The sequence below is a fragment of the Streptomyces sp. NBC_00989 genome (assembly GCF_045162655.1).
GTDB lineage: Bacteria > Actinomycetota > Actinomycetes > Streptomycetales > Streptomycetaceae > Streptomyces.
The window spans coordinates 1,582,414-1,595,280 of the sequence record NZ_CP108728.1 but is presented as its reverse complement, the minus strand read 5'-3'; the positions used below and the strand labels follow the sequence as shown (position 1 = coordinate 1,595,280).

The window sequence follows — 12,867 nt, the reverse complement described above, 5'->3', positions numbered from 1 at the left end:
TATGAGCAGTTATCGAGTCGCGCAAGTGGGCGCGGCCGGCGGCGAGTTCGCGATCGCCGAGCGGGACGTGCCGGAGCCGGGACCGGGCCATGTGCGGATCGCCGTGGAAGCCTGCGGGATCTGCCACAGCGACACCTTCTTCGTGAACGCCGGAGTGCCGGGCGTGCAGTTCCCGCTCGTCACCGGGCACGAGATCGCCGGGCACATCGACGCGCTCGGCGAAGGCGCCTCGGACAGCGGCTGGCGGGTCGGCGACCGGGTGGCCGTCGGCTGGTTCGGCGGCAGCTGCGGCCACTGCACCCCGTGCAGGCAGGGCGACTTCATCGTCTGCGAGAACCTGAAGGTGCCCGGCTGGGCCTACGACGGCGGCTTCGCGGAGATGACCGTGGCGCCGGTCGACGCGCTCGCCCGGATCCCCGACGGCCTGTCGGCCAGCGCCGCCGCGCCCATGGGGTGCGCGGGCGTGACCACGTTCAACGGGCTGCGGCGCAGCTCCGCGGGCCCGGGCGACCTGGTCGCCGTCCTCGGACTCGGCGGCCTCGGACACCTGGGCGTGCAGTACGCGGCCGCCATGGGATTCGAGACCGTGGCGATCGCCCGAGGTCCCGAAAAGGCCGACTTCGCCAAGCAGTTGGGCGCGCACCACTACGTCGACAGCACGGCGGACACCGGTGTCGCGGACGCGCTGAAGGCGCTCGGCGGCGCCAAGGTCGTGCTGGCCACGGCGGGCAACGCCGACGCCGCCACGGCGACCGTGGAGGGCCTGCGGCACCGCGGCGAGCTGGTCGTCATCGGGGCGGACACCGCGCCGTTGGGGATCAGCCCGCTCCAACTCCTCATGAGCGGCAGGGTCGTTCGGGGTCATCCGTCCGGTACCGCGCAGGACGTGCAGGACACGCTGGCCTTCAGCGCCCTGCACAACATCCGCCCGATGGTGGAGACCGTGCCCCTCGACCAGGCGGGCGAGGCCTACGAGCGGATGCTGTCCGGCGCCGCGCGCTTCCGGATGGTGCTCACGCCATGAGGGAGGCGAGCCGCCGGTAGGAGTCCAGCAGGGCTTCACGGTCGTAGGTACTGGTGGTGACGAGGACCTCGTCGGCCGCCGTCGCCTTCAGCACCGTCTCCAGCTCGTGGGCCACCTGTTCCTCGGTGCCCGCGAGCTGTCCGGTGAGCCCGGCCTCGTAGAACCCGAACTCCTTGTCGGACATGGGAAGTTGCTCCACGCGCTCGGCGGGCGGCAGCGGCGGGAAGGTGCCGTGGGTGCGCGAGTACGCCATCGACCAGGCCTCCGGGACGAGCAGCCGGCGGGCCGCCTCGGGGGTGGCGGCCACGGCGATCGTGCCCGAGATGACGACGTACGGGTTCGCGGCCCAGGGAGACGGCCGGAAACGGGCGCGGTAGTGGTCGATGCCGCGCCGCATCTTCTCCCGGTTGCGGAGGTCCCCGATCACCATCGGCAGACCCGCGCTGGCCGCGATGTCGGCGCCCTCGCCCATCGCGAGCACGAACGGCGGCACGCTCAGACCCTCCGAGGGCCGTGCGTGCGCGCCGGTGGGTGACGTGCCCCGGAACCAGTCGAGGAGTTCGTCGAGTTGTCCGGCGAAGTCGTCGGCGTCGTCCTTGTCGCGGCCCAGCGCCCTGCGCACACCGTCGGTGAAGCCCACCGAGCGGCCGAGTCCCATGTCGATCCGGCCCGGGAACAGCGACTCCAGGACCCCGAACTGCTCGGCCACGACCAGGGGTTGGTGATTGGGCAGCATCACCCCGCCCGTCCCGACCCGGATGCTCCGGGTGGCCGAGGCGACGGCGGCGGCCAGCACGGTCGGCGCGGAACCGGCGACCCCGGGCACGCCGTGGTGCTCCGACACCCAGAACCGGTGATAGCCCAGCTCCTCGGCCTCCCGCGCCAGCCGCACGGTGTCGCGCAGCGCCTCGGCGGGCGGGTGCCCCTCGCGGGTGCGGGACCGGTCGAGGACGGAGAACGGGGTCGAGGCGATCACGGAACTCACGTTCACTTCAACGCCCGGGAGGCCCCGGCATTCCCGTGCTGGTCAGCCCTCGGGTCGGATCAGCCCCCGCTCGTACGCCTTCGCCGGCCGCTGCGGGCCGAGGTGGCGTACGCCGTCGACGGTGACGGGCACGAGCGCGGGCGTCGTCGCCTTCCACCGGGCGCGGCTCTCACCGCCGGGACCGGACGCGTGCGTCCCGGGGCGGGTCGATGAACTGAAGCTCCAGCGTGACGGGCGGCGCGGCGATCCCCGGCCCGCCCGCGGCCGCCCACTCGAGTATTTCCTCCGTGCAGTCGTCGTCCATCGCGAACCCGACCCAGGTCGGCCGCCCGCCGGCCCGGCGACCCGCGGCCGACGGCTGGACCACGATCACGTTGGCCTGGTCGCAGGGGCCCAGGCAGTCCGTCGTACGGACGGCGAAACCGTGCTCGGCGGCACCGGACCGCAGCCGTTCCAGCTGCCAGGCGTGGTCCGTGCCGGGGTGTTTGCGCGGGTCGCCGCAGCAGCAGCCCCGGCAGACGACCAGGGTGCAGGGCCGCTCGCGGGCGGCGCCGATGAGGAACGTACGGGGGGCGGGAGTGGCGGCAGACATGCGAGAAGCATGAGGCCAGGCCTCGTAGGGGCTGTTGCCGGGGTGGAGGGTCCGGCTGTCTAGGGTGGGCGGGTGACTGCCGACAACAAGCGCCCGCTCGCCGTGTTCGACCTCGACAACACCCTCGCCGACACGGCGCACCGGCAGCGGTTCCTGGAGAACAAGCCGCGCGACTGGGACGGCTTCTTCGGGGCCGCGCCGCAGGACCCGCCGCTGGCGGAGGGCATCGCGCTCGCCCTGGAGTGTGCCGAGGAGTGCGAGGTCGTCTATCTGACCGGGCGGCCCGAACGCTGCCGGCGCGACACGCTCGCCTGGCTCGCCGCGCAGGGCCTGCCCGAGGGGCGCGTCTTCATGCGGCGCAACGACGACCGCAGGCCCGCCCGGCGCACCAAACTGGAGATCCTCAAGCGCCTCGCCCGCGACCGCGACATCCGGGTCCTCGTGGACGACGACGAGCTCGTCTGCGACGACGCCGAACGGGCCGGGTTCAGGGTCGTACGGGCCCGCTGGACCGCCCCCTCCGCCGCGCTGGAGGCGGCACAGGAGGGGGAGGGCCGGACCTGAGAGCTGTAGCCGCTACGGCTGTCAGTCCTCGTCCTCGATGCGGAAGCCGACCTTCAGGCCGACCTGGAAGTGCTCGATCTGCCCGTTCTCGATCTGGCCCCTGACCTGCGTCACCTCGAACCAGTCGAGGCTGCGCAGGGTCTGCGCGGCGCGGGCGACGCCGTTGCGGATGGCCTGGTCGATGCCCTCGTGAGAGGTGCCGACGATCTCGGTGACCCGGTACGTGTGCTCGGACATGCGGGTACTCCTCTCGGCCGTGACGGGCGCGTCACGCGTCACTCCACCGTGCCCCACGGCGCGGCAGTGCGCGAGACGGCCCGTCACCCTTCGTCAGCGCACCACGCTCAGTGAGAGCGCGAAGCGTCCTTCCCGGTCGGTCCACCAGTGGGCCAACTCCAGCCCGGTGGCTGCCAGTTCACTGCGTACGCCCTCCTTGCGGAACTTCGCGGAGATCTCGGTGCGGAGTTCCTCGCCGGCCGTGAAGTCGACGGCGAGATCGAGGGCGGGGATCTTCACGGTCTGGTCCGTGCGGGACCGCAGCCGCATCTCGATCCACTCGTTGCCGGTGTCCCAGAGGGCCACGTGGTCGAAGGCGTCGGCGTCGAAGTCGGCGCCGAGTTCGCGGTCGACGACGGTCAGGACGTTCTTGTTGAAGGCGGCCGTCACCCCGGCCGCGTCGTCGTACGCCCTGACCAGGACCTGCTCGTCCTTGACCAGGTCCGTGCCGAGCAGCAGCGCGTCGCCGGGGGAGAGGAGGGAGCGCAGGCCGGCGAAGAACGTCGCGCGTTCCGCCGGGAGCAGGTTGCCGATCGTGCCGCCGAGGAACGCCAGCAGCCGGGGGCCCGGTGTCTCCGGCAGGGTGAGGTCGCCGGTGAAGTCGGCGATCAGGGCGTGCACGTCCAGGCCCGGCCGCTCCTCGATGAGGGCGTGCCCGGCCTGCGTGAGCGCGCTCTCGCTGACGTCGACCGGGACGTACACCGCCAGGCCGGTGAGCGCGTCGAGCAGGTGACGTGTCTTCTCCGAGGAGCCGGAGCCCAGTTCGACGAGCGTACGGGCGCCGGTCGCGGCGGCGATCTCGCCGGCCCGGTCGACGAGGATCTCCCGCTCGGCGCGCGTGGGGTAGTACTCGGGCAACTCGGTGATCTGCTCGAAGAGTTCGCTGCCGTGGGCGTCGTAGAACCACTTCGGCGGGAGTGTCTTCGGGGTGCGGGTGAGGCCCTCCAGGACGTCGGCGCGCAGGGCCGCGTCGGTGGCGTCCTCGGGGAGGGTACGGGTGAGAAGGAACGGGCTCACGTGCGGGGCTCCTTCGACGGTGCGGGTGCTAGGTCTTTCAGCAGGTCTTTCAGGGGGGTGAGAAGGACCTCCGTGCGGGTTGCGGTGAGCAGAGTGCGGTCGGGGACCTCCTGCCAGTTCGGGTCGTCGTCGTAGGGCTCGGAGGCCACGACCGTGCGGCGGCCGGGCTCCGAGAGGTACCAGAGGGTGTCGCCCCAGGCCGTCGCGGCGATCGTCTCGCCGTTGGTGAGAAGGAGGTTGAGGCGGGAGCCGGGGGCCGCGTGAGCGACCTCCGTCACCGTGTCGGCCAGTGCCTGGCCCTCCTCGTCTCCGGCCCGCAGCCGGCTCAGGACCAGGGCCCAGACGAACGCCGAGTCGCAGCGGGCCTCCAGGGACAACAGGTCCACCGGCGGCAGGCGTTGGGCCAGGGCCGCCAGTGTCCGCGGCCAGCCGGTGACCGCGCCGTTGTGGCTGAACAGCCAGGGGCCCGCGGCGAACGGCGCCGCCGCGGCCTCCCCGTCCGCACCCGCGAACGTCGCGTCCCGTACGGCGGCCAGCAGCGCCCCCGAACGGACCACGCGGGCCAGGTCGGCGAAGGACTGGTCGCCCCAGATGGGCACGGCCCGCCGGTAGCGGCCCGGCACCGGGTCGCCCTCGGCGTACCAACCCACCCCGAAACCATCGGCGTTGACCGTCCCGTGCCGCTGCCGCCGGGGCTCCCAGGACTGGCGGTAGAGGCTGTGCGCCGGGTCCACGAGGAGCCGGCCCAGCGGCTCCTCGGGTCCCAGGCACGCCAGATGACGGCACATCAGACGGCCCCCGAGCGGGCGGTGCGGAAGCCGGAGAAGATCTGCCGCCGGATCGGATAGTCCCAGTTGCGGAACGTGCCCCGGCAGGCCACCTCGTCCACCGCGAACGAACCGCCCCGCAGCACCTTGTACTCCGGGCCGAAGAACACCTCCGAGTACTCCTTGTACGGGAACGCCTTGAACCCCGGGTACGGCAGGAAGTCGCTCGACGTCCACTCCCACACGTCACCGATCAACTGGCGTACGCCGAGCGGTGACTCGCCCGCCGGATAGCTTCCGGCGGGGGCCGGGCGCAGGTGCCGTTGGCCGAGGTTGGCGTGCTCGGGTGCCGGGTCGGCGTCGCCCCACGGGTAGCGCATCGAGCGGTCGGCCGTCGGGTCGTGCCGGGCCGCCTTCTCCCACTCGGCCTCCGTGGGCAGCCGGCGGCCGGCCCAGCGGGCGTAGGCGTCGGCCTCGTACCAGCACACGTGGACCACGGGCTCGTCGAGCGGTACGGCCTCCGTGACGCCGAACCGGCGCCGCAGCCACTGGCCCGCCTCCCGGCTCCAGAACCCGGGCGCCGTAACGGAGTTGCGGCGGATGTGCGCCCAGCCCTCCTTCGTCCACCAGCGCGGGTCGTCGTAGCCGCCGTCCTCGATGAACGCCAGATACGCGCCGTTCGTGACCGGAGTCGTGTCGATGTAGAAGGGCGCCACCTCCCGCCGGTGCGCGGGCTTCTCGTTGTCCAGGGCCCATGGCTCGGTGGAGGTGCCCATCGTGAACGGGCCGCCGGGGACGAGGACTTCGGACGGTCCGGTGAACAGTGGGACCGGGTCCGGGTCCGGGGCGGTCAACGCCTGTGGGCCCGTGCGGAGCTGATGGGTGATCAACATCGTTTCGTCGTGCTGCTGTTCGTGCTGGGCGACCATCCCGAAGGCGAAGCCCATGTCGGTGAGCCGCGTCCCGCGGAGGGCGTGGCTCTCCAGTACGTCGGTCACCCGGCCGCGCACCTCGGCCGCGTACTGCCGGGCCTCCGCGGGCGGCAGCAGCGGCAGCGAGGGGCGTTCGGAGCGCGGGTGCTCGAACGCGTCGTAGAGACCGTCGATGTCGGGCCGCATCGCGTCCCGGCCGCCGACGGCCCGCAGCAGCCACAGTTCTTCCTGGTTGCCGATGTGCGCGAGGTCCCAGACCAGCGGGGACATCAACGGCGAGACCTGGGCGGTGAGTTCGGGCTCGTCCACACAGCTCGTGAGGAGCGTCGTGCGGTCCCGGGCCGTGGTGAGGGTGGTCAACGCCCGTTGCCTGAGCGCCTCGATATCGATGTCAGCGGAGGTGTCGGCGGCGGTGTCGGCGTCGGTCATGTGCGGATGTCCTTCCCGTGCGGGCGGCTGTCCGTGCCACGCACGCGGTCGAGCAGATCGTCGGCGGGGCAGCGGCCCCGGACGACATAGCGGTCGAAGTACGCGCGGACGGCGTCCGTGACCTCGGCGGTCGCGCCGAGCCGGGGCAGGGCCTCCAGCGCCGCCGCGAAGCAGACAAGGGCGACCTCGTGCAGTTCCGGGTCGGACAGCCCGTAGCGGGCCGCGTCGATCCACAGCGGATTGTGCGGCGCGGGCAGCCCCTGGGACCGTTCGGCCAGCGGCTTCACGGCCCGGTACGCGGTCTCGGCGGCCTCCGGGTCGTCGAACAGCGCCGTCGTCACGGCCAGCGGGACGATCCAGCCGTCGTCGCCGGGCTGCGCGTCGATCATGCGCAGTTCGAGATGGCCGCGCGGTCTGACCGGCGGGAACAGCGTCGAGACGTGGTAGTCGAGGTCCTCACGGGTCGGCGGCCTGGGCGCCCCCGACCTGATCCACTCCCGGAACGTCAGCTCCTCCGGGACCTCCCACGGGCCGCTGTCCTGCCGTATGCACATCACCGGCGAGTCCAGGACGTGATCGGTCCAGGCGTCGCGCGGCTCCGCGTCCAGGGTCGGACCGCCCGCCCGGCCGGGGCCGATCTCCATCCAGATGAGCTGCCGGGTGGAGCGCCAGCCGGTGGGGCTGCGGCCGACCAGCGGGGAGTTGGCGAACGCGGCCACCAGGACCGCGCCCAGCTGGTGCGACAGCCACCAGCGCCGGCCGAGGCCGAGCGGACCGGGCTCCTCGTAGCCGGCGTCCAGGCACACCTGCACGGACGCCGAGGTGCACATCATGCGGCGGCCCGCGGGGCCGGTGCGGTCGAGACAGCGCTCCATGGCGTCGTAGCGCGGCTCGTGCAGGAAGCGGCGCGGCGGGTGCCAGGGATCGTGGCCGACGCCGACCAGCCCCAGGTTGTCGCGGCGCAGGACATCGCGGACGGTGTCGAGATCCTGGGAGACGGAACCGATGCACTCCATCAGGGAGGCGGCGGGCGACGAGCTGAGTTCCAGCTGGCCGCCGGGCTCGACGGTGAGCGCCGACCTCAGAGGCACGGTCCTCAAGGCGGCGTAGGCCGCTTCGAGTCGTTCGGGTGTCACGGGGAGCTGCGGCATGCGCAGCTCGTGGACGAGCCATTCCACTTCGACCCCGAGCGTTCGGGGCGGACCGGTCTTGAAGCAGATGCCCCTGACCAGGGCTTCCACCTCGGGTTCGGTGACCGCGGTACGGGGCTCCGTACAGTCGCTACAGTCACTTGCCGTATCGGACATGTCGGGATCCTCCTGAGATTCCACCATGCCACCGGCCCGGTTTCGGTTGGGCCCGGGTCGGCACACTCGTACCACCCAAGACCCTCGCGGCTGGTCGCACAAGGGTGCGTATTGCCACGTTCGGGATCGGTAATCTCCGGTTCTCCGGCCGTTCGCGAAGCCCCGGAAAACTCCGTTGCACCGCATGACCAGCATCGCTCAGGATGCAGGTATGAGCACGACGGGGGAGAACACGGGGGAGATCGCGGGGCGCGCGTTCATGGCGTACACGGGGGTTATGCCATGAGCGCGCGTCTGCGCGGTATCGCGCAGCAGACCGAGCAGATCGTCGCGGCCGGGGGCTATCGCGCGGCGGACGGGCGCGAGGTGTCCATCGCCGTGGAGGTCGAGGCGGCCCGTGCGGGAACGCGCCTGTACGGCCCGGAACCGGTGCGGATATCGCCGTTCTCGCCCGTGGAGACCCGCTTCGAGGTCACCGGCGAGAGCAGCCTGGAGGCGGCGCGCCGCCTGACCGGCCCGGTCGCTGTCCTGAACTTCTCCTCCGCCCGCAACCCCGGCGGCGGCTACCTCAACGGCGCGCAGGCCCAGGAAGAGGCCCTGTGTCGAGGCTCCGCCCTGTACACATGCCTGCTTGAGGCCCGCGGTTTCTACGATCATCACCGCGCCCACCGAGATCCGTTCTACACGGACCGGGTCATCCACTCACCGGCCGTCCCCGTCTTCCGCGACGACAAGGGCCGGTTCCTGGACGAGCCGTACACCGCCGGATTCCTGACCGCCGCCGCACCGAACGCCGGGGTCGTCCTGCGCACGGCACCCGAGCGCGCGGTCGAGCTGCCGCAGGCCATCGCCGTACGGGCGGAGCGGGTGCTGGAGACGGCCGCGCTGCACGGCTACCGGCGGCTGGTCCTGGGCGCCTGGGGCTGCGGGGTCTTCCAGAACGACCCGGCGCAGGTCGCGGGCGCCTTCCGCGCGCTGCTCGGGCCGGGCGGACGGTTCGCCGCGGCCTTCGAGCACGTGGTGTTCGGAGTCCTGGACCGCACGCCGGGTGCCACGGTCCTGGACGCCTTCGTACGGGCGTTTCCGGAGCGTCAGCTCCAGAGCTAGCCCCTCAGGTCAAGCCCTCAGATCAAGCGGTGCCGGCCGCTCAGGTCCAGCCGTAGCGCTCGTGCAGCCGGTGCCGGACGAGGTTGAAGCGCATCTGGTCGATCGCGCACGCCTCGCGGCGCATGCCGTCCTCGTGCAGGCGCAGGACGCGGTCCACGTCGACCCACGAGTCACGCCCTGACTTGTCCCACGGGCCGCTGCCGATCGCCACCCACTCGCGGTCGCCGTCGTGGCGCTTGCTGGACAGCTGGACGGCGAGCAGGGTTCCGCCGTGCTCACGGGCCACGACGAGCACCGGACGGTCCTTGCCCCGGCCGTCGTTCTCCTCGAACGGCACCCAGGTCCAGACGATCTCACCGGGGTCGGGGTCGCCGTCGTGCGCGGGGGAGTACTCGGTACGGACCGTGCCGACCTCACGCGGGTCGGCCTCGGTCGTGGCGGAGGGGCCGAAGCGGCCCGGAACGTTCTCATCGGTAAAGGCGGTCACGGAGGCACCTTAGAACGTGCCTCCGTGACCGCGGACGCCGGGCGCCCGTCAGACGATCACTTCTCGTCCTTCTCCACCGGCACCTTCTGCGACGGTGGTGCCGTGCTCCCGTTCAGGGCCGAAGTCCCGTTCGGGGTCTGGCCGTTCTGGTTCATCGAGGAGAGCAGCTGGCGGGCCAGGCCGAGGCCCGTGCCGCCCATGGTGAGCGCCTTGGCGAGCATCTCCGCCATGCCGTCGGCCCCGTTGAGGACCACCATGTTGTCGATGCTGCCGAACGCGGACGCGCCGGCCTTCACGATCTCGGGCCAGTTCTCGGCGAGTTGCTGCGCGACCACGGCCTCCTGGTTCTCGGCGAGGGCCGCGGCCCGCGCCTTGATGGCCTCCGCCTCGGCGAGACCCTGGGCCCGGGTCGCCTCGGCGGTGGCGAGACCCTTCGCCTGGGCGGCGGCGGCCTCGGCCTCACCGGTCGCCCTGGTGGCCGTCGCGGCGGCCGCACCGCGTGCCTGGGTCGCCTCGGCCTCGGCGAGCGCGGCCGTCTTGATCCGGCTCGCCTCGGCCGTGGCCGCCAACTCGGTCTCCTTGGCCTTGGCCTGAGCCGCGGAGATCCGTGCGTCGCGTTCGGCCTCGGCGCGGGCCCGGGTCTCGTACGCCTGGGCGTCCGCGGGCTTGCGGACGTCCGCCTGGAGCTGCTGTTCCCGGCGCAGCGCGTCGAGTTCGGCGATCCGGGTCTCCTGCACGACGACGTCCTGCCGGGCCGCGGCGTCCGCGAGGGGTCCGGCCTGCCGGGCCTTCGCCGCCGCCTTGTCGCGCTCGGCCTGGTAGCCGGCCTGGAGGATCTCGCTGTCCCGGGTGGCCTCCGACATCCGGGCCGCGGCCTTCTGTTCGGCCTCGGTGGCGAGACGGTTGGCCTCGGCCTGCGCGATGCGCGCGTCCCGCTGTACGGCGGCGGCGTGCGGCATCGCGAGGTTCTTGATGTACCCGGTCGGGTCCTCGATCTCGTGGATCTGCAGCGAGTCCACGATCAGACCCAGTTTCTCCATCTCCGTACCGCACGCGGCACGGGTCTGCCCCGTCAGCTTCTCCCGGTCGCGGATCATGTCCTCGACCGTCAACCCGCCCACGATGGACCGGAGATGACCGGCGAACACGTTGTGCACCCGCTCCGACATCATCTTCTGCTGATCCAGGAAACGACGCCCCGCGTTGGCGATCGACACGAAGTCGTCGCCCACCTTGAAGATGACCACGCCCCGCACCTTCAGCGGAATGCCCTGCGTGGTCACACAATCCACGTGCAGCTCGGTCTCGTTGAGGTCGAGCGAGATCTTGCGCACCGCCTGCACACCCGGCAGCACCAGCGTGCCGCGCCCCGTGACGATGCGGAACCCCATGCCTTCCTCAAGGCCTTCGGTACGGTGCTTGGAGCCCGAGATGATGAGTGCCTCGTTGGGCTCCGCGACCCGCCACATCGACTTGAACAGGCCTATCAGTACGAGAACGGCGAGAACCGCCACCCCCGCTACGACGCCGATGACCATCGGCATACGCCCCCTTTTGATGGTGCCCTTTCGGCACCGAACGAAGGGAGTGTGCGCCTGCGCGACACCGGGGTACAGACGCTGACGGATCCTTGTTGCAATCTTGACGCATACGCCCCTGAAACGCTCTCACCTGCGAAGGAGGCGGCTCAACTGTCGTATGCCTGCGTGACGTAGACCGTCCTCGGCGGCAGGTACTCCACCACCATCACCACGGTGCCCCGCTCTATCCGGTCCGTGCCCGTGGCGGCGTACGCGAGGAAGTGCTCGGCGCCGCCGCGCACCCGGACGATCACCTCGCCGACGAGCCCGGGTCCGACCGTCCCGGTGACCCGCCCCATCAGCCCGACCATCGACGCATCCTGCATGGTCACAGGGTACGGGCCCAACCCGCCTATGCGGCCGGGGAATCCGCGGTGATCGGCTCCGGCCACCGCTCGTGCCAGCGGAGGTCCGCCTCCAACTGGGCGGCGAGGGACAGCAGCAGAGGCTCGCTGTTCGCCGGGCCCAACAGCTGGGCGCCGACCGGGAGTCCGCCCGCCACGAAGCCCGCGGGGACGTTGACACCGGGCCAGCCGAGGATGTTCCACGGCCAGGCGTACGGACAGGCGGCGACCATCGCGCGGTCGGTGGCCAGGCCGCCCAGGCCGAGCATCGCGCCGACAGGGGGCGGGGGAGCGGCCGTTGTCGGCGCGAGGACCACGTCGTACCTCCCGAAGAACGCGCCGAACCGGTCGTGCAGGGTCGCCTCCGCGCGCCGGGCCGCCCGCAACGGGGCCCCGACGAGCCGTCGGCCGAGGCGCGCGGCCTCCAGGGTGCGGCGGTCGAGGAGTTCGGGGTACGGCGCCTCGCGGACCCGCTCGGCGAGGCCGACGGTGGCGCGGGGGAGGAAGGTCAACCCGATCTGCCCGTACGGAGGATCGTCCTCCACGACCGTGTGGCCCAACTGGGCCAGTTTCTCGGCGAGTTCGAGGACTCGTGCCCGTACGTCCGGTCGCAGCCGGGCCGGCAGTGCGGTGAACGGCGGCTTCAGGGAGAGGGCGATGCGCAGTCGGCCGGGGTCGCGGCCCACCGCCTCCGACAGGGCGAGCCGGGGCGGCTGGTGCGGGTCCTGCGCGTGGTTGCCGCTCGCCGCGTCCAGGAGCAGGGCGGCGTCGGCGACCGTACGGGCGAGGGTGCCGTTGACCGTGATGCCCTGGAAGGACTCGCCCCGCGGCCAGGTCGAGATGCGGCCGCGCTGCGGCTTGACGCCGATGAGGTGGGTCCAGGCGGCGGGGATGCGCACCGAGCCCGCGCCGTCCGAGCCGAGCGCGGCCGGGACCAGTCCCGCGGCGACCGCCGCCGCCGACCCACCGGACGAACCCCCGGGCGTATGACGGGAGTTCCACGGATTGCGGGTCGCGCCGAACGCGGGCCCCTCGGTGAACGGCCACTGCCCGAGCTCACAGGTGTTGGTCTTCCCGACGATCACGGCACCGGCCGCCCGCAGCCGTCGTACCGCTTCGCCGTCCTCCGCGACCGGCGCGAACTCGCCCCGGCAGCCGAACGCGGTCGGTTCGCCCGCCACGTCCGTGTCGTCCTTGACGGCGACCGGCACGCCGAGCAGCGGTTTGCGGACTCCGGCGGCCAGTTCCCTGTCCGCGGCTTCGGCCTCGGCGAGCGCCGCTTCCCGCCGTACGATCCGAAAGGCGTTCAGGGAGGCCTGAGTTGCCTCGATCCGCGCCAGAGTCTCCTCGGTCAGTGCCCGCGCGGTCGCCTCCCCGGCGGCCAGTGCGCGGGCGGACTCGGCCAGGCCTGCGGAACGGTCGGGCGTCATGCGGCACCTCCGGAAGCGCTTGGTCT

Annotated in this window: 14 protein-coding genes and 1 pseudogene; 3 read left to right on the top strand and 12 right to left on the bottom strand. The window is 72.1% G+C overall.

All coding sequences use genetic code 11. From position 1 onward, the window contains the following. Position 1 precedes the first annotated feature (1 nt). Complete coding sequence (locus OG714_RS07240) at positions 2–1,024, top strand: alcohol dehydrogenase (protein WP_406119390.1); 1,023 nt, start codon at positions 2–4, stop codon at positions 1,022–1,024. On the opposite strand, the gene OG714_RS07235 is transcribed toward OG714_RS07240, so the two are convergent. From OG714_RS07235 to OG714_RS07225, 3 genes and pseudogenes are all read right to left on the bottom strand, one after another. Then, the gene (locus tag OG714_RS07235) at positions 1,014–2,009 is read right to left on the bottom strand and encodes an LLM class flavin-dependent oxidoreductase (protein WP_406119388.1); all 996 of its coding nucleotides are present in this window, start codon (positions 2,007–2,009) and stop codon (positions 1,014–1,016) included. The two genes, OG714_RS07240 and OG714_RS07235, sit on opposite strands and share 11 nt — an antisense overlap. Positions 2,010–2,051: 42 nt before the next feature. After that, positions 2,052–2,174: pseudogene (locus OG714_RS07230) on the bottom strand (50S ribosomal protein L32); the annotation flags it as partial. Between the two features lie 4 nt (positions 2,175–2,178). After that, complete coding sequence (locus tag OG714_RS07225; protein ID WP_406119387.1) at positions 2,179–2,601, bottom strand: (2Fe-2S) ferredoxin domain-containing protein; 423 nt, start codon at positions 2,599–2,601, stop codon at positions 2,179–2,181. Between the two features lie 72 nt (positions 2,602–2,673). Between OG714_RS07225 and OG714_RS07220 the strand changes: the two genes are divergently transcribed. Then, positions 2,674–3,165, top strand: coding sequence for a hypothetical protein (locus OG714_RS07220; protein WP_406119386.1), 492 nt, complete (start codon positions 2,674–2,676; stop codon positions 3,163–3,165). Positions 3,166–3,186: 21 nt separating this feature from the next. On the opposite strand, the gene OG714_RS07215 is transcribed toward OG714_RS07220, so the two are convergent. The 5 genes from OG714_RS07215 to egtA form a co-directional block, all read right to left on the bottom strand. Beyond that, positions 3,187–3,402, bottom strand: a complete 216-nt coding sequence (locus tag OG714_RS07215) for a dodecin (protein ID WP_019057614.1) — start codon at positions 3,400–3,402, stop codon at positions 3,187–3,189. A gap of 93 nt (positions 3,403–3,495) precedes the next feature. Next, positions 3,496–4,458, bottom strand: coding sequence for an L-histidine N(alpha)-methyltransferase (gene egtD / locus OG714_RS07210; RefSeq protein ID WP_406119384.1), 963 nt, complete (start codon positions 4,456–4,458; stop codon positions 3,496–3,498). Beyond that, complete coding sequence (gene egtC / locus OG714_RS07205; protein WP_406119383.1) at positions 4,455–5,246, bottom strand: ergothioneine biosynthesis protein EgtC; 792 nt, start codon at positions 5,244–5,246, stop codon at positions 4,455–4,457. The genes egtD and egtC overlap by 4 nt, the downstream gene beginning before the upstream one ends. Beyond that, entirely contained in the window at positions 5,246–6,586 is a 1,341-nt protein-coding gene (gene egtB / locus OG714_RS07200) for an ergothioneine biosynthesis protein EgtB (protein ID WP_406119382.1), read from the bottom strand. The genes egtC and egtB overlap by 1 nt, the downstream gene beginning before the upstream one ends. Then, positions 6,583–7,893 (bottom strand): ergothioneine biosynthesis glutamate--cysteine ligase EgtA, encoded by a 1,311-nt coding sequence (gene egtA / locus OG714_RS07195; RefSeq protein WP_406119381.1) that lies wholly within the window; start codon positions 7,891–7,893, stop codon positions 6,583–6,585. Before egtA ends, egtB begins: the two co-directional genes overlap by 4 nt. Before the next feature lie 282 nt (positions 7,894–8,175). Between egtA and OG714_RS07190 the strand changes: the two genes are divergently transcribed. Next, positions 8,176–9,000 (top strand): TIGR02452 family protein, encoded by an 825-nt coding sequence (locus OG714_RS07190; RefSeq protein ID WP_406119380.1) that lies wholly within the window; start codon positions 8,176–8,178, stop codon positions 8,998–9,000. 40 nt (positions 9,001–9,040) lie between these two features. On the opposite strand, the gene OG714_RS07185 is transcribed toward OG714_RS07190, so the two are convergent. The 4 genes from OG714_RS07185 to OG714_RS07170 all read right to left on the bottom strand — a co-directional run bounded on the left by OG714_RS07185 (position 9,041) and on the right by OG714_RS07170 (position 12,841). Then, the gene (locus tag OG714_RS07185) at positions 9,041–9,487 is read right to left on the bottom strand and encodes a type II toxin-antitoxin system PemK/MazF family toxin (RefSeq protein ID WP_406119378.1); all 447 of its coding nucleotides are present in this window, start codon (positions 9,485–9,487) and stop codon (positions 9,041–9,043) included. A gap of 56 nt (positions 9,488–9,543) precedes the next feature. After that, complete coding sequence (locus tag OG714_RS07180; protein ID WP_406119376.1) at positions 9,544–11,031, bottom strand: flotillin family protein; 1,488 nt, start codon at positions 11,029–11,031, stop codon at positions 9,544–9,546. Between the two features lie 143 nt (positions 11,032–11,174). Continuing rightward, positions 11,175–11,393: a hypothetical protein gene (locus OG714_RS07175; RefSeq protein WP_234444330.1), complete on the bottom strand. Its 219-nt coding sequence runs from the start codon at positions 11,391–11,393 to the stop codon at positions 11,175–11,177. A 26-nt stretch (positions 11,394–11,419) separates the two neighbouring features. After that, positions 11,420–12,841, bottom strand: coding sequence for an amidase (locus OG714_RS07170; RefSeq protein WP_406119374.1), 1,422 nt, complete (start codon positions 12,839–12,841; stop codon positions 11,420–11,422). Between the last annotated feature and the right edge of the window lie 26 nt (positions 12,842–12,867).